Here is a 16,216-nt window from a genome sequence, read left to right as displayed (position 1 = left end):
GGCGCCGCCTCTCTCCTGCGGGGCGTGGCGCGTGAATCGGGTCCGCGGTCCGGGTCACGCACCGTCCGTGCCGGGGCGGCCTCCATCGAGGGAGCGGACCCGGGTGGCGGTGAGGGTGGGCAGCGCGCCGGGAGCGGCTCGTCGCACCCGCCCGTGGACCGCCAGCAGGGCGGAGCCGAACACCGCGCCGGCGGAGTGCCGTTGGGCGTCCGCGAACAGGGCGACGTCCACCAGCCCGGTCCGGTCCTCCACGGTGGTGAAGACGACCCGCCGTCCCGACCGGGTGGGCGGGGTCTGCGTGCAGATCCGCGCCCCCGCCACCAACACCTGTGCCCCGTCGGGGACCCGGTGCAGGTCCTGGGCCTCCACCAGGTCACGGGCGGAGGCCAACGCGGCCAGATGCTCGGCGTGACGGTCCAACAGGTGCCCGGACAGTTCGTAGCCCAGCACCCGGAGTTCCTCGGCCACGCGCTCGGTGTGCGTCATCGGGGTCCCCGCCCCCACCGGCACCTCCACGGGGCCGGTGTGCAACGAGAGCTGGTCGGGTGCGCGCCCCACGGTGTCGGCGCCGTGGCCGCGGACCAGGGTGTGGGCGTGCACGAGGACGTCGCGTCGGTCCGGGGCTCCCGGCGTCCCGGTGACCCCGGCCAGGGCGTCCAGGGCACCGGCCAGGACCAGGTTGTCCACCGACTCCCGGGACAGGGACGCCCGGGCGAGCAGGTCGCGCGGGTCGGTGAAGGGCCGCCGCGTCAGCAGCCGGTCGAGTTCGGCTCCGGTGAGCGCGCCCACGTCCGTCAGCGCCGGCCGTAGACCCCACCGCCCCTCCGCGTCCGTCTCCACGTGCCATTCCCGCCCGGAGACGTTCACGTCCAACGCAAGGACCGTGACCCCCAGCCGGCGGGCGTCGTTCAGCAACACCCGCCGCGGGTACATGCCGGGGTCATGGGTCATCAGCCCGGCGAAGAATGCCGCCGGAAAGTGCCGTTTGAGGTAGGCGGACTGGTGGGTGGGCAGCGCGAACGCGGCGGCGTGCGCCTTGCAGAAGCCGAAGTTGCCGAACGCCGCGACCAGACGCCACGTGTCCCCGATCGTCCGTTCGTCGTGCCCGCGCTCGGTCATCAGGGTGCGCACCCGGGTCCTCACCTCCCGACGCCCCTGGTCGGTGCCCAGGGCGCGCCGCATGGCCTCGGCCTCGTCCAACCCGCAGCCGGTCATGGTGTCCAGGGTGCGCAGGAGCTGTTCGTGGTAGAGCAGCGCGCCACCGGTCTCGGCCAGGACCGGGCCCAGGGTCGGGTGGGGGAGTCGGGGCGGTTCGTCGCCCTCCCGGGCCCCCATGTAGGCGGAGACCATGTCGGTGCCCATGGGGCCGGGCCGGAACAGGGAGATGTCGGCGATGAGATCGGCGACCCCGCGCGGCCGGAGCCGGGAGACCAGTTCACGCTGGCCCGGGCTCTCGATCTGGAAACAGCCAAGGGTGTGGGAGGCCCCGACCATGTGCGCGGTGGCGGTGTCGTTCTCCGGCAGGGTCTCCAGGTCCGGGCGGAACCCCGCGGTGCGGCCGATCTCGTCGACGGCGTGGGAAAGCGACGACTGCATCCGCACGCCCAGCACGTCCAGCTTGAGCAGCCCCAGGTGTTCCACGTCCTCCTTGTCGGCCTGCACCATCGGGTATCCGGCCCCGGAGGGCTGGGTGGGCACCCGGTCGCCCAGAGCGTCGTCGGACAGCACCAGCCCGCAGGGGTGCATCGCCACGTGGCGGGGCAGCCCCGACAGGCGCTCGGCCAGGGCGAACAGTCTCTGGACGTGCGCGCTGTCCAGCCCGTCCAGGTTCCGCAGTTCCGGGAGGTCGCGCGCGGTCTCGGTGATCCGGGAGGCCCGCACCCGGGGGAAGACCGAGGCGATTCGGTCGACCTCCACCGCGGGCAGGGACAGAGCGGTCCCGGCGTCGCGCAGCGCGCTGCGGGCCCGGTAGGTCTCCATCATCGCCACGGCGGCGCTCGCCCCGGGGTGGGCGGCGATGACCGCGTCGTAGGCCTCCAGCCTGCGGGCGGCCTCCACGTCCAGGTCCACGTCGGGCAGGCCGGGGCGGCTCGGGGTGCAGAACCGCTCGAACAACAGACCGTGCTCCAGGGGGTCGATCGCGGAGATCCCCAGCAGGTGGACGACCAGGCTGCCCACCGCCGACCCGCGCGCGGAACAGCGGATGTTCTTGTCCCGGATGGCGCGGGCGGCGTCGGCGACGGTGAGGAAGTAGCTCGACAACCCCATCCGGGTGATGACCTCCAGTTCGTGGTGGGCGCGTTCCTCCGCGGCCCGGCCCAGGCGGGAGGCGCCGTCGACCACCAGGGAGCGCAGTTCGGTGGCGGCCTCGGGGCGCGTGGGCAGGTGGATGCGTTCCCACCCCAGGTCACCGACGGGGTCCAGGGCGCAGGAGGTGGCCAACGCCAGGGTGTGGGCGACCAGACGTCGGGCGCGCGCGGTGTCCCCACCGCACACCCCGGCCGCGACGTGACGCATCTGCTCGTCGGTGGCCAGGTGCGCGCGGTCGGTGCGGGGCTCGGGCCGGTAGCCGCCGGGGGCGTGCCTGCGGATCCGGTCCAGGGCGTGCGCGACCCCGGCGTGCGCGTCGGTCGGGTAGCGGGCCGCGTTGGTGAGCACCGCCAGTACGTGTTCGGCGTCGGCCAGTCGGACCAGGTCCCGGGCGGTGCGGCGCTGCCCGGAGGCGCCGTGGTCGTACGGGGCCAGGGCGACCTCCATACCAAGGTCACGCCAGGAACGCAGCAGGTCGCGGCCGTGCAGGGGTCGTTCCTGGGCCAAAGCGCGGCCCACGTCGGAGTCGTTGCCGAGCAGCACCACGAGACCCTCACGGTGTTCGGCGAGCTGTTCGGGGGTGACGGCCACCGGGCCGGGTGCCTGGTGGACGGCGGAGACCAGACGGCACAGGCGGGCCCACCCTCGGGAACCGCGGGCGAGCAGCACCACCCGGCCGCCCTCGGGTGAGGCCAGGGCCAGGTCGACCCCGAAGGCGGGGCGCACGCCGGTGTCCCGGCAGGCCCGGACGTGTTCGGCGACCCCGAAGAGTCCGTCCCGGTCGGTCAGGGCCAGCACCGGCTGTCCGTCGAGGGCGGCCCGTTCGACCAGGGCCGCCGGTGGGACGGTGCCGTGCCGGAAGGAGAACGACGACGCCGAGCGCAGATGTGCGAACACCGGTGACACCCCTCCCGTATCCGGCAGAAGGGGAAGACGCCGTTTCGAACCTCTGTTCGAAAACTCTAGCGCAGTTCACTCCGGATCGCATCCTGACCAGTACGAACGAGGCTCCGGCGGGTCGATCGGAGGGTCGGAAAGGGTCCGTCCGCGGCGATGGGGCGACGCCCCGCGCCGGTGTGCCGCCGGGGCGTGTCGGTGGGGTGCGCCGGAGCGGGGAACCCCAGGGCGCCGATCAGAACGTGTGCGTTGGGCCAGGCGGTGTTCCGCGCACGCACGGTCCTCACGCCGGGGGGTGTGTGCGTTCGAGTGTCGGCGGGCGCTGCTCGCTGGAATCCGGGGAGGGTCCGTGGGTGGGTCCGCGAGGAACGAGTCATCACACCGGAGGCGCCGGAGGTCCCCGTCTTGCCGTCGGGTGCCCGCACACGGGCCGAGGCGCGGTGGAGGTCCCGGAGCGAACACGGTCACGGCCTAGGAAGCGGGCCCTTCCACCTCGAACCGCGCCCAGATCCGCCCCGCCTCCTCCGGGGCCCGGCCCTGGCGGCGGCAGGCCTGCTCCACGAGCAGACGCCCGGTGGAGCGCAGGTGACGCTCCATGGCCTCCCGGGCGGCGGCCGGGTTCCGGTCCCTGAGGGCGGCGAGCACCGGCGCGTGTTCGGCGTCGATGTCGTCCAGGGTGCGGGCGTCACCGGCGGTGGAGGCGCCGAGCAGCCGGGTGTGGATGCGCAGGCGCGCGACGATCTGCGCGCTCCGGTCGGCCCGGCCGGCCCGCATGATCATGTCGTGCAGGCGTTCGTCGTGGTCGAAGAACAGGGTTTCGTCGCCCTCGGTCGCGGCGGCGTGCATGGCCTCCTCGACGGCGGCGATCCCGGCCAGCGCCTCGGCGTCGGCGTCGCGCGCGGCGCGGGCGACGGCCGGGACCTCCAGGGCCAGCCGTATGGAGAAGATCTCCGCCACGTCCTCCGGCTCGGTGGGCAGGACCCGGAAACCGCGGTTGCGCTCGAAGGCGAGCAGCCCGGCCTCCTCCAGCCTCACCAGCGCGTCCCGGACCGGTGAGCGGGAGATCCCCATCTCCTCCGCCAGGCGCTGGACACTGTAGAGCTCCCCCGGCCGCATGGTCTGGTCGACCACGGCCTGTCGGACCCGGTCCATCACCTGTTCGGTCAGTGACGGCGCACGGTGGGGAAGTCCTTGATCCATGGTCGCCCATCCTGCCACAGGCGATGTCCGGGTTTTGCGACATGCGAGTGTATGTAACATGTTACATGCATGTGGCGGGGGTCGCTGTGAGTGACGAGTGAGGAGAAAGCGTGGGGGCAGGAATCATCAGCCTCATCGTGTTCATCGCCGTCACGATCATCGTGAACGTGCCGATGAGGCGACCCATCTCGGAGGCGCTGGTGGCGGCCTTCGTCGCCTGCGCCCTCGACCTACGCGCTCACCTCGCTCGGCATGGACCCGACCGTGGCGGTCGTGACCCTGCTCCTGTGCACCTGCACGGAAGGGGCCTCACCGCCCATCGGTGCCCCGCTGTTCATGGCGGCCGGGTTCGCCAGGGCCGAACCCGTGAGGATGCTCGTCCCGCTCACCGTCTGGTTCGTGCTTTCGATGATCGCCATCGCCTGGCTGGTCGGTATGGGCCGGCCGCCGATCCCGGCTTGATCGCCAAGGAAGAGACCATGAGATCAGTCGTACTCCGCCCGGTGTGGTTCCTGTTCTGGGCCGGCCTGGCCGTGTTCCTGCTCAGCGGCGCCGTCGTGGTGTTCGGCCGGCTCGCCGGGGTGCTCCTGGTCCGGCCCGGCTGGATCACCGCCCTCTCCGCGGGTGCGTCGTCGGTGGCCTTCACCGGGTCGGCGCTCTGCGTCTGCTGCGCGTTCGTGCTCCAGTACACGGCCAAGGTCCGGGCGCGCCAGCCCGAGGACACCGGCGTCCCCGCCCCCGAGGACGCGGACGGCCCCGACACCGACAGAAAGGGTGTGTGACCGGTGACCAGCACACTCGACCCCTCCCCGAACCCGACCGGGACACCGGGGACCGACGGGCCCCGCACCGCCGAACTCGAACGGTTCCTGGGCGCCCGGCTCCGGCTCGACACGACCACACGGGGCGCCTACACCTCCGACGCCTCGCTCTACCGGCGGTTCCCCGCCGCGGTGCTGGAACCGCAGGACACCGACGACGTGCGCGCCGGGATCGAGCTCGCCCGACTGCGCGGCTGGCCGGTGGTCGGCCGCGGCGGGGGGACCTCCGTGGCGGGCAACGCGATCGGCGAGGGGCTGATCATCGACACCTCGCGGCGCATGAACCGCGTCCTGGAGGTCGATCCGGTCGCCCGCACCGCCCGCGTCCAACCGGGGGTGGTCTGCGACCAGCTCAAGGAAGCCGCCGCCGCCCACGGACTCACCTACGGGCCCGACCCCTCGACCCACTCCCGCTGCACCATCGGCGGCATGGTCTCCAACAACGCCTGCGGATCCCACTCCGTGGCGTGGGGGACCTCGGCCTCGAACCTGGTCGCGGTCACCTCCGTGCTCGCCGACGGACGGGAGGTCCGCTCCGAGCGCGGCGGCGCGGACGACGAGGGGGTCGACACCGCCCTGCGCGGGCTGCGCGACCGGCACCTGGCGATGCTCCGCCTCGAACTCGGTCGCTTCCCCCGCCAGGTCTCCGGCTACGGCCTGCACTACCTGCTGCCGGAGCACGGCTTCGACGTGGCCAAGGCCGTGGCGGGCTCGGAGGGGACCCTCGGTGTGATCACCGAGCTCACCGTCTCCCTCGTGGAACTCCCCGAGGCCACCGCCCTGGCGGTACTCGCCTTCCCCACGGTCTTCGACGCCGCCGCGGTGGCCCCGCGCCTGCGCCAGGACGGCGTGGCGACCATCGAGGGCATGGGCGGCGACCTCCTGACGGCCCTGCGCGCGCAGCCGGGCAAGGAACGCGCCGGCTCGGGGCTGCCCGGCGGCGCCCCCGGTGACGTCACCGCCGGGGGGTGGCTCTACTGCGAGACCAGCGGTCGCACTGTGGAGGAGGCCGAGGCGCGCGCACGCGGGTTGGTCGCCGAGGCCGGGACCCTGGTGGCCTCCACCGTGGTCACCGACCGGACCGAGGCCCGCGCCCTGTGGCGCATCCGCGAGGCCGGAGCGGGCATCGTCACCCGCCTTCCCGACGGCGGCGAGGCCTGGCCGGGCTGGGAGGACTCCGCCGTTCCCGCGGAGAACCTCGCCGACTACCTGCGCGACCTCTACCGGCTGCTGGACTCCCACGGCCTCCAGGGCATCCCCTTCGGGCACTTCGGTGAGGGCTGCGTGCACATCCGCGTGTCCTATCCGCTGCGGGAGGAGGGCGGCGACCGTGTCTTCCGCGCCTTCATGGAGGGCGCCGCCGACCTGGTGGCGGCCCACGGCGGATCCCTCTCCGGGGAGCACGGCGACGGGCGGGCCCGGTCCGAGCTCCTGACGCGCATGTACAGCCCACAGATGCTGGCGGCCTTCCGGAGTTTCAAGGAGGTCTTCGACCCCGACGGTCTCTTCAACCCGGGCGTCCTGGTGGACCCCGACCCCGTCGACCAGGGGCTGCGGCCCGGTCCCGAGCAGCGCCGCTTCGAGCTCACGCCGGTGCACGCGCTCTCCCGTGACGAGGGTTCGCTGGTCAACGCCGTCAACCGCTGTGTCGGTGTGGGCTCCTGCCGCTCCCAGGAGGGGGCGATGTGCCCGTCCTTCCAGGTCACCGGGGACGAGGTGCACTCCACCCGGGGTCGCGCCCGCCTGCTCTCCGAGATGCTGCGCGGGGAGCGGATCACCGGCGGCCACCGCTCCGAGGAGGTCCGCGAGGCCCTGGACCTGTGTCTGTCCTGCAAGGCCTGCGCGTCCGAGTGCCCGGTCAACGTGGACATGGCCACGTACAAGGCGGAGTTCCTGCACCGGCACTACGAGGGGCGTGTGCGACCGCCGGCGCACTACTCGATGGGGTGGCTGCCGCTCCTGACCTCGCTCCTGCACCGTGTCCCGGGTGCGGCGCGCGCACTCAACGTCCTGCTGCGGATCCCCGTCCTGGAACGGTCGGCCAAGGCGGTGGCCGGGATCGACCGGTCCCGTGGCATGATCCGTTTCGCGCCCCGCTCGTTGCGGGCCGAGTTCCGTCGGCGTCGCGCTTCCACGACCGTCCCGGACCAGGAACGGAGCCCGCGATCCGGTGCGGAGGGGGGCCGGGACCGACCCCGGTTGGTGCTGTGGCCGGACTCGTTCTCCGACCATCTCGACACCGGACCCGGGCTGGCCGCCGTGGAGGTCCTGGAGGCGCTGGGCTATGAGGTCCTGATGCCCCGGGAGTTCGTGTGCTGCGGTCTGACCTGGCATTCCACGGGTCAGCTCACCATGGTCCGACGGGTTCTGCGCCGCACTGTGGAGGTGATGGCGCCGTACGTGGAGGAGGGGATCCCGGTCGTGGGGCTGGAGCCCTCCTGCCGGGAGATGCTCGCCCACGAACTCACCGAGCTGCTGCCGGACGATCCCCGGGCCGCGCGACTCCAGGAGGCGGTCGTTCCGTTCTCCGACGTGGTCGCCGCGCACCTGCCCCGGGACGGTGAGGATCCCGCTCGATGGCCGTTCGCCACGCTGGACGTCGGCGCGATCGCGCAGGTGCACTGTCACGAACGCGCCCGGGGGGACTCCGGGTCGTCGTCCTCCCTGCTCGCGGCGGTGGGGGTCGACGAGCGGAGCATCCGGACCGGGTGCTGCGGCCTGGCGGGCAACTGGGGGTTCGAACCCGGTCACGCGGACCTGTCCCGGAATCTGGGCGAACGTGAGCTGTTCCCCGCGATCCGGGCGCGCGCGGACGGGGACATCGTGCTCGCGGACGGCTTCTCGTGCCGTACCCAGGTCAGGCAGGAGACCGACGCCGAGCCCCTGCACCTCGCCCAGGTCCTGCGGCGTGCTCTGCGCGAGGGCACCTGAGGGAGCCTGAGGCCGATCGGAGTGGGCCCCGCTTGCGCGCGGGTCTCGCCCTGTCGTGGGAGGGGGTGGGCGGCCACCGGAGGGACGGGGCCATCACCACCGCCCGCCCGTGCGCTGTCGTCCCTGTTCGGAACACTGGGGCCATAACCATCAAGGCGTGGGACGAACAAGGGGCGGAGGGTGTCCGAGCCGTCCCCGCGGGACGTGGACACCATGGTCGGGAACCTGGGCGCGGGCAACGACGTCCTCATCATCGAAGGCGACGGGGACCATGACGTGCAGGTGTACCTCCACCGCCCCGACCGGTTCTACCAACGGGAGTACCGCGACGGTGGCCCCACCGCGCACCACCGCACGTTCGCCTCCGTCCGGGCGGAGGTCGTCACCGCCATGACGGGGTGGTCGACCGGTGACCCCGCCTGGCGGGCGCCCTTCACCTAGGAGGACATCTCCCACGACGTCCACGACACCGCGGATCGGGCCACGCCCGCCGATGGTCCGTGACCTCCCACCGAGCCGTCCCACCGTCCGTAGGATGCGGTCATGGGTGTACTGACCCCGCTCGCCGTCCGGATCGGCGCACTGCCGTGGATGCCACGACTGCTGCCCCAGATCACCTGGCTGGACACGAGGCTGCAACGCCTCAGCCGAGGCCGGATCGGACTGCTCGACATCGCCGGCCTGCCCCACCTCCTGCTCACCGTGCGGGGGCGGGTCAGCGGCGCACCGCGCGCCACCCCCCTGTTGTGCGCACCCGAGGGCGCGGACCGGCTGGTGGCCGGCTCCGCCTTCGGCGCCCCCACCACGCCCGCGTGGGTCCACAACCTCCGGGCCGCCCCGACCGCTTCGGTCGCGGAGGCCGGGCGGTCCACGACCGTCGTGGCCGTGGAACTGTCCTCCGAGGAGAGGGAACGGGCGTGGGCGACCCTGTGCCGGGTCTGGCCCAACTTCGCGCTGTACGAGCGACGGACCGACCGGCTCATCCCCGTCTTCCGGCTCACCCCGGCCGGTGACGATCTCGGCGGAGCGCGCGGAGGGTGAGGGCGGCCCGGCGTCGTCGGTCCGGGTGAGGGCGTCACGCTCGCGTGCCCTCGGCGGGGTGAGACCGTGGTGTGTACCGGGCGGCCCCAGGGGCGAGGAACCCCTGGCGGGGAACGGCCGGTTCCGGTCTCCGGCCTTCCCGGTGTCCTGGACCGGTACGGGTCCCGCGCGGGACCCGGAGCCCTCACCTGGTCGGTCGCCCCGGCCCCCCGCAGAGCGAGCCGTGTCGCAGGAGGTCCGTCACGGACCGTCACTGGTGTGCGGCGCCCGTCGGACGTCAGACTCCCCCCATGGGAAAAATCCACGACCACATCTCCCCGCGGATGGCGCGCTTCCTTCTGGAGCAGCCGGTGTTCTTCGTCGGCAGCGCGCCATTGGACGCCGAGGGGCACGTGAACGTCTCTCCCAAGGGCATGAGCGGTACCTTCGCCATCCTGGACGAGCACCGGGTGGCCTATCTCGACTACACCGGTTCGGGCGCGGAGACCATCGCCCACGTACGGGAGAACGGGCGCGTCGTCCTCATGTTCTGTGCCTTCACCGGGCCACCGAACATCGTGCGTCTGCACGGACGCGGGCGGATCCTCACCCCGACCGATCCCGAATTCGCGCCCCTGCGTCGGCGTTTTCCCAAGGAGCGGACCCTGGGGCAGCGTTCCCTCGTGGTGGTGGACGTGCACCGCATCTCCGACTCCTGTGGGTTCTCGGTGCCCCTCATGGAGTGGACCGGCGACCGTGACCTGCTCGACCGGCACCACGAACGCCACGACCCCGCCTACTTCGACGAGTACCACCGCACCCGCAACGCCACCGGCATCGACGGCACCCCCGCGCTGTCCCCTCCCGGTCCGGAGCCCGTGTAGCCGGGGCCGGGCGCACCGGTGGGCGGCGACGGGTGGCGCGGGGCGGGCCCGATGACCGACGGGCCGGGTAGTCCGCCCTCCGTCCGGACCCCCGCGCGTCCCGCCCTCACCCGGGATGTCGGAACGGGGCGATAGAAAGGGGCCCGCCCCGACCCCAGGAGAACCCGTGTCCTTTCACTCGCCCGGCCGCCCCGACGACCTTCCCGAACCCTCGGTGATCTGGGCGATGGCCGCCCTGTCCTGCGCCGTGTCGGCGGGGATCGGTGACTTCTGGCCCGAGCTCCGACGGCTGGAGGACGACGGCCTGTACCTGGACGACGGCGGTGGCGACTGGTGGCGGTTGACCAGGGTCGAGGGCGGGCGGTATCTGCTGGTCGGCTGGGACCGTATCGGCGACACCCACATGCCCCACCAACGTCCCTTCGACCACTTCGGGCAGGCCCCCGACTGGCTCCCGTGGGCGTGGGTGGACCGGGCCGAGAAGAGGGGTGAGATCGGCTTCGCCTACTGGTGGGACGGTGCCTGGCGGCGGGTGGACTACCCCGCGTGGGTCGAGAACGACGGTCTGGGGATCGCGTGCTCCTCGCTGTCCTCCGTGGACGGCGCGCTGTCGATGCTCGCCGACTTCGTGGGGCAGGCCCTGGCCGACCACATGGACGATCCCGACGACCTCCCCGCGGACGTGCGGCTCGCCGAGGCGATGCGTCCGGTCGCCGAGGCCGCGATCACGCGACGGATCGGCGTGGAGGACGTACGTGAGATGGCCCGGCGACTGGTCGGACCCTTCGACGCGGACGCGGCCTTCGCGGTCCTGGAACGGGCCGGACTCACCCTCGGACATCGGGTCCCGCCGGAGGTGCCGGCCGGGACCGGACGTCCGGTCGAACGGCGCGGACCCTGGGCGATCAGCGGCGTCGAGTGGGAGACACTGGTCGACGAGGCGGCCCGCGGCGCCGTGGAACTCGACCGACCGGAGGCCCCCGAGAACGACCTGCTGCGCGACTGGGGGGAGTGGCTGCGGGGCCTGGCCGCCGAGCACGGGGGAGCCGTCACCCACACGATCACGTGCGGGGAACGGGTGAGCGGTTCGAGCCTGGAGGACTCCGAGGGCCGGCAGATCAGAGCGGACGGGGACTCGGACAGGGACGCCTTCGAGCTCCGCGGGAGTGAGCGTCACCCCGAACGCGGGGCCTGGTTCTTCCTACGGCTGCGCGCCGGCACCGAGGAGGTCGTCGTCGACCGGGCCTACGACCACTTCCCCGCGTGGTCGGGCATCGGGTTCGCCTCCACCCCGTCCATCGGGGACCTGCGGGTGGAGATGGACCGTAGATCGCCCGAGTGGCGGCCCGACTGGGTGTGGCTGCTCGACGAGGAGATCCCCCACGACCCTCCCACGGGCCCCCTCGTCCCGCCCGGGGTCACCGGCGGACCCGCCTGATCCGGTTCCCGGGGCGCGCGTCCCGGTGGGCGCGCGGCGTCCGGCCGGGCGGGGAACGCCCCGGAGCCGCCACGCCGCCCGCGGCCACGCTCGGTGGCCGGCGTGGTGCGGGCGCGGCACCGGCTCCCGTCAGGGGGAGGACACCCGGTCAACGGGTCGGTCCGCTCCCGTCGCCCGCCTCGTGCCCCGCCGTGCTGAAGCGGGCCGGGCCGAGCACGGCGAGGAGCCGCAGCTTCTCGTGGTCCTCGGTCCGGGGCGGAGCGGTGAGCACGAGCAGGGTCTGGGACCGGTCCTCGGTGAACAGCGCCTGGCAGTCCAGTTCGAGCACCCCGACCTCCGGGTGGAGGAGCGTCTTGTGGTCCTCGAACCGCTGCGCGACCTCGTGCCGGGCCCACAGTTCTGCGAACTCCTCGTTCGCCTTCCGGAGCGTGCGCACGAGTTCGCCCGCCCGCGACCGGGGGCCGCGCAGACCATAGGCCGCGCGCAGACCGGCCACCTGCGCACGGCTGTGCCGGTCCCGGTCGGCCTCGGGATAGATCCCTCGTTCGGCCGGGTCGGTGAACCAGCGGTAGATCGTGCTGCGGGCGAGCCCCGTGTACCGCGACGCGTCGCCGAACAGGGCGGTGGCCATCCCGTTCTGCACGAGTGTCTCGCCCAGGTCGGTGAGGATGAGCGCGGGAGTGTCGTCGAGGCGATCCAGCACCCGCATCAGCGCCGGCGCCACGTGCGGCGAGGTCGGCGGCGACACCGGTGCGTTGTGGCCGGCGATCCGGAACAGGTAGTCGCGCTCGTCGCCCGTCAACCGCAGTGCCCGGCCGAGCGCGGAGAGGATGTGCTCGCTGGGTTGCGGACCGCGTCGCTGTTCCAGCCGTGTGTAGTAGTCGGTCGACATCACGGCGAGGGCCGCGACCTCCTCGCGTCGCAGCCCCCGTGTCCGTCGACGCGCGCCCGCGGGAAGGGCGACGTCCTCCGGTCGTAGTGCCTCACGTCGGCGGCGCAGGAAATCGGCCAGTGCTGCTCGGTCCATACGGTCGATGATCCCCCGGTACCGCGGGTGGAGCCAGGGATGGGCGATCCCCCGATCGCCCTGCCCCGTCCGGATGGGCGTGTCCGGAGGCGCCGTCGCCCTCACGGGCCGGAGCGCCGGGGCGTCGCGGCGGCGCGCGGCCGACACCGCACACGGGTCCGCGCGCCGCCGCGCATGCCGAGGTCCCGTCGCGGACGGCGGGTCCCTCACCGACGGCGTCGCGTCGCACGTCCACCGTGGCCGGGGGCGATGGCCCGCGCACCACCGGCCTCGATCGGTCGGGCGCGTGGGCGTGGCCCGCAAGCCCCGCCCCGCACCTCCGGCGCACACCCGTCGGGCGTCAGGCGAACGTCACCCCGGCCAGGTCGCAGGAGACGTCCCACAGCCGGGCGGCCTCCCGAGGGTCCCTGGCGGCGCGGTAGATCCTCTCCTCGGTGGCCGCGCCGGTGAGGTGCCCCAGGCCGCGGGGGCCATAGAAGCGACCGCCCTCCGCGTCGGGGGCGGTCGCCGCGTGGAGCGCGGGGAGCAGGCCGCCCTCCACCCTCTGCACGGGCCAGCCGAACGGTGCGAAGAACCGGAACAGCGCGTCGGACGCCGATCGGCCACCGCCCATGGTGGGTCCCGCGCTCTGCAGGTTGGTCCGGGTGAACCCGGGGTGGGCGACGTTGCTGGTGATGCCCCACCCCTCGGCGCGGCTGCGGCGGTCCAGCTCCAGCCCGAAGAGCAGGGTCGCCAGCTTCGACCGGCCGTAGGCGGGCCAGGGCCGGTACTCGTGTTCGCACTGCAGATCCGACCAGTGCATCGAGCGCACCATGGCGGCGGCCAGGGCGGACTGGGTGGTGACCCGGGCCCGCCCGGCGATGAGCAACGGCAGGACCCCGGCGACCAGGGCGAAGTGCCCCAGATGGTTGGTGCCGAACTGCAGCTCGAAACCGTCGACGGTGGTGTGCCGGGTCGGTGGTGTCATGACCGCTGCGTTGTTGACGAGGATGTCGATCGGTCGGCCCTCGTCGTTCAGACGGTCGGCCAGTGCGGCGACCGATGCCAGGGACGCCAGGTCGAGTGCGCGTGTGGAGGAGTCGCCGCCGATCCTCTCCAGGGCGGCGCGCCCCTTGTCCGGGTTCCGTACCGGGATGATGACCTCGGCGCCGGCCCGGGCCAGGCGACGGGCCAGGCCGAGCCCGATCCCGTCGCTGCCACCCGTGACGACGGCCCGCTTACCGCGCAGATCTGTGGTGTCCATGACTCGAGCGTGGTCCGCCCGGCCGATCGGATGAAGGCTCCGGTGATCGGGGGATGCCCGGTCCCCGTCGGCCTCGCGGTCGATCCGTGCCCTCGGTGCTCGGTCCGGCCCGGACGTGCGCCCCGGCGGTGATCGGGGACTCAGCCGATACCGATGACCCGGTCGGACAGGGCCAGGGCGACCGCTCCGGGGGCCATGACGGTGCCCTGGACGATGCCGGTGCCGCCGAGCAGCCGCGTCGGCCGCGGCTCGGTATCGGTCAAGGACACGGAGTGCAGCTCCCACGGGCCCTCGCGGCCCTGGGGCGGTGCCCACAGCACCAGCCCCGTCCGCCCGGACAGCAGGGCGTGGTGGTGCCCCTCCGTCTCGGCCTCCTGGTGGGCCGCCGGAGCCGGCAGGGTGGTGGCCACCGAGGGCTCCCCGTCCAGGGGGATCCGGGTGAGGACTACGTCGGACCCCGGCTCTCCGCTGATACCGAGGGGACGACGACCCTCGTACACCAGCTCCTCGCGGTCCACGTCGGCCAGGGCGTTCTCGGTGGTCTCGGGGAAGTCACCGTGCGCGGACCGACCCCGGCCCGCGTCGACGTCCGCCAGATGCAGGAAGTCGCGGTCGTCCTCCATGACCAGCAGGGTGTCCTCGTCGACCGTGCGCGTCCCACCGACACGGAACGACCGGATCAGGAGGGAGGCGTCACGTTCCTCGTGATCCCACAGGACCTCCTGACGTGTCTCCCCGGAGAGCGGGTCCAGCGCCGCGAACCCGACCTGGACGCGACCCTGCGGCCCCTCCCTGTCGAAGACCCCCGGTGCGGCGCACATGCGCGCCACGAACAGGAGGTCGTCGCGGAACACGGGGTCCTCGCCGTAGTGGCACAGGGTGCCGTCGATCTCCTCCGCCTCCCGCGCCCATAGTTCCTCACCGGTACGGGTGTCGGTCACCGCGACCCGGGTCGGCTCGCCCGGTGCGAGGTCGGCGTAGGGGGACAGGGTGCTCAGCAACAGGTCGTCGGGCCGCTCGGAGGTGAGGAGGAACCGCTCGGTCCCGCCCTCGATGGTGATGTCCTGGGCTGCGTAGGGGGCGTCGTCGACCCTCGACTCTCCGGTGGACGCGTCCAGCACCCACAACCGTTGCTCACCATGGGAGGAGCTGCGGATGTGGTAGACCGACCGTCCTTCGTCGAAGGTGCCGCTGCGCCCGGTCTCCTGTCCGGGGAACCGCACGGACCACAGTTCCCGGCCGTCGGTGCCGTCGAGACCGACCAGGCCGTCGGCGACGACCACGACCGGTCCGTGGGAGCCCGTGAAGACCTCCCGCACCGCCCGTCGGTCGGGCGCCCACTCCCAGATCTCCTCCCGGGGGTCCGCCGGGGGAGCGGAGGCCGGACCCGGGTCGGCCGTCGTCCGTTGCGCGAAGGTGTCGTCGATCGGGAGCGCCATCGCGACGAGCACCGCCGGAATCAGCGTCGCGGCGCCGGCCGTCCGGCCGAGGACCGGCAGAGAGCGTGCGGGCCCGGAACCGGTCGGTTGGCGAAAACCCATGATCCAGGCCCCGGAGGCCAGCCCGAGCGATCCCCCCACCCAGAACACCGACATGAGCGAGGCCTGAAGACCCTCCCGCCCGGCGAGGCGCAGGGCCACGTCGAGGGGGACGATGAGGATGATCACCAGGGTCACCGTCAGCCCGGCCCCCGCGTACTTCGCGTGCCTCCGCCGGGCGGTGTCGTCGGACCCGGAGGTGAGGAGCACGGCCAAGAGGACGACGTAGACCACCAGGACCACCCAGAACAGGGCGAAGCCCTCCCACGCGCTCACCGCGAGCGCGGCCAGGAACCCGGTGTGGAACAGGCCGGAGGCGAAGGCGCCCCACCAGTCCCGTCGCCCACCGGGGACCTCGGCGGAGTCGTCCAGGTCGGCGGGTGCCTCCTCGTCGGAGTCGTCCGGGTCGGCGCGTGGCGTTGGGGTGAGGGACAAGGCGTGGGGGTTCCCGTTCCGGTCGCGGCGGTGCTGCCGAAAGGACAGCGAACCCTCCCCTTATACGTCACGACGCGCGATCGCCCCGCATCGGATTCCGGGCGGGCCCGCGACCGTCCCGGTCGACGGGAGGGCCGGACCCGCGCGTGCCGGTGGAGGTCCACACCGAGCGCCGCGTTCCGGTGCCGACGCAGGAGCGAGGACCCTCGCACCCGACCCCGGTGCGCCGACGATCACCGACCCGGACACGTGTCCCCCCGACGATCCGGGACCTGTTCCCGGGAAGTGGGAGTGCGACCGGGCCTGACCTGGCATCCTGGTCGACGTGCCTGGCCGTCATGAACTCACCGATGCCGCGTGGGCCCCGCTCACCCCGTCCTCGACCATCGACGTGCCCAGAGGCGGGCGGGCGGGCGATCACCGCACGGTCGGTGACGCACTGTTCCCGGGCGCCGACGCCGCCGGTCCGCGT

The 16,216-nt window shown here is 73.1% G+C and carries 11 protein-coding genes and 1 pseudogene; 7 read left to right on the top strand and 5 right to left on the bottom strand.

All coding sequences use genetic code 11. From position 1 onward, the window contains the following. Positions 1–54: 54 nt before the first annotated feature. Together dnaE and DSY14_RS02600 are read right to left on the bottom strand one after the other, a co-directional pair. Complete coding sequence (gene dnaE, locus DSY14_RS02605; RefSeq protein ID WP_211714790.1) at positions 55–3,207, bottom strand: DNA polymerase III subunit alpha; 3,153 nt, start codon at positions 3,205–3,207, stop codon at positions 55–57. Positions 3,208–3,678: 471 nt separating this feature from the next. After that, entirely contained in the window at positions 3,679–4,407 is a 729-nt protein-coding gene (locus DSY14_RS02600; RefSeq protein WP_211714789.1) for a GntR family transcriptional regulator, read from the bottom strand. A gap of 246 nt (positions 4,408–4,653) precedes the next feature. Between DSY14_RS02600 and DSY14_RS02595 the strand changes: the two are divergent. From DSY14_RS02595 to DSY14_RS02565, 7 genes and pseudogenes are all read left to right on the top strand, one after another. After that, positions 4,654–4,869: pseudogene (locus DSY14_RS02595) on the top strand (TRAP transporter large permease subunit); the annotation flags it as partial. Between the two features lie 17 nt (positions 4,870–4,886). Beyond that, positions 4,887–5,189, top strand: a complete 303-nt coding sequence (locus tag DSY14_RS02590; protein WP_211714787.1) for a hypothetical protein — start codon at positions 4,887–4,889, stop codon at positions 5,187–5,189. Between the two features lie 3 nt (positions 5,190–5,192). Next, positions 5,193–8,159 carry an FAD-binding and (Fe-S)-binding domain-containing protein gene (locus DSY14_RS02585; RefSeq protein ID WP_307851104.1) on the top strand — a complete coding sequence of 989 codons (2,967 nt, stop codon included), beginning with the start codon at positions 5,193–5,195 and terminating at the stop codon, positions 8,157–8,159. 180 nt (positions 8,160–8,339) lie between these two features. Beyond that, a complete protein-coding gene (locus tag DSY14_RS02580) occupies positions 8,340–8,600 on the top strand; it encodes a hypothetical protein (RefSeq protein WP_211714786.1) in 261 nt (86 codons plus the stop codon). A gap of 102 nt (positions 8,601–8,702) precedes the next feature. Next, positions 8,703–9,200 carry a nitroreductase/quinone reductase family protein gene (locus DSY14_RS02575; RefSeq protein WP_211714785.1) on the top strand — a complete coding sequence of 166 codons (498 nt, stop codon included), beginning with the start codon at positions 8,703–8,705 and terminating at the stop codon, positions 9,198–9,200. Between the two features lie 290 nt (positions 9,201–9,490). Beyond that, complete coding sequence (locus DSY14_RS02570; protein WP_211714784.1) at positions 9,491–10,063, top strand: pyridoxamine 5'-phosphate oxidase family protein; 573 nt, start codon at positions 9,491–9,493, stop codon at positions 10,061–10,063. 166 nt (positions 10,064–10,229) lie between these two features. Next, positions 10,230–11,501 carry a hypothetical protein gene (locus DSY14_RS02565; protein ID WP_211714783.1) on the top strand — a complete coding sequence of 424 codons (1,272 nt, stop codon included), beginning with the start codon at positions 10,230–10,232 and terminating at the stop codon, positions 11,499–11,501. Between the two features lie 148 nt (positions 11,502–11,649). Here the strand turns inward: DSY14_RS02565 and DSY14_RS02560 are convergent, their stop codons facing one another. The 3 genes from DSY14_RS02560 to DSY14_RS02550 form a co-directional block, all read right to left on the bottom strand. After that, the gene (locus tag DSY14_RS02560; protein WP_211714782.1) at positions 11,650–12,528 is read right to left on the bottom strand and encodes a helix-turn-helix transcriptional regulator; all 879 of its coding nucleotides are present in this window, start codon (positions 12,526–12,528) and stop codon (positions 11,650–11,652) included. A gap of 340 nt (positions 12,529–12,868) precedes the next feature. Continuing rightward, entirely contained in the window at positions 12,869–13,771 is a 903-nt protein-coding gene (locus DSY14_RS02555; RefSeq protein ID WP_211714781.1) for an SDR family oxidoreductase, read from the bottom strand. Between the two features lie 140 nt (positions 13,772–13,911). After that, the gene (locus DSY14_RS02550; RefSeq protein WP_211714780.1) at positions 13,912–15,744 is read right to left on the bottom strand and encodes a PQQ-binding-like beta-propeller repeat protein; all 1,833 of its coding nucleotides are present in this window, start codon (positions 15,742–15,744) and stop codon (positions 13,912–13,914) included. Positions 15,745–16,216 lie beyond the last annotated feature (472 nt).

Source organism: Nocardiopsis sp. MG754419 (assembly GCF_018207095.1).
Taxonomy (GTDB): Bacteria; Actinomycetota; Actinomycetes; order Streptosporangiales; family Streptosporangiaceae; genus Nocardiopsis.
The sequence above is the reverse complement of the archived record's forward strand: the minus strand, read 5'-3'. Positions and strand labels throughout refer to the sequence as shown.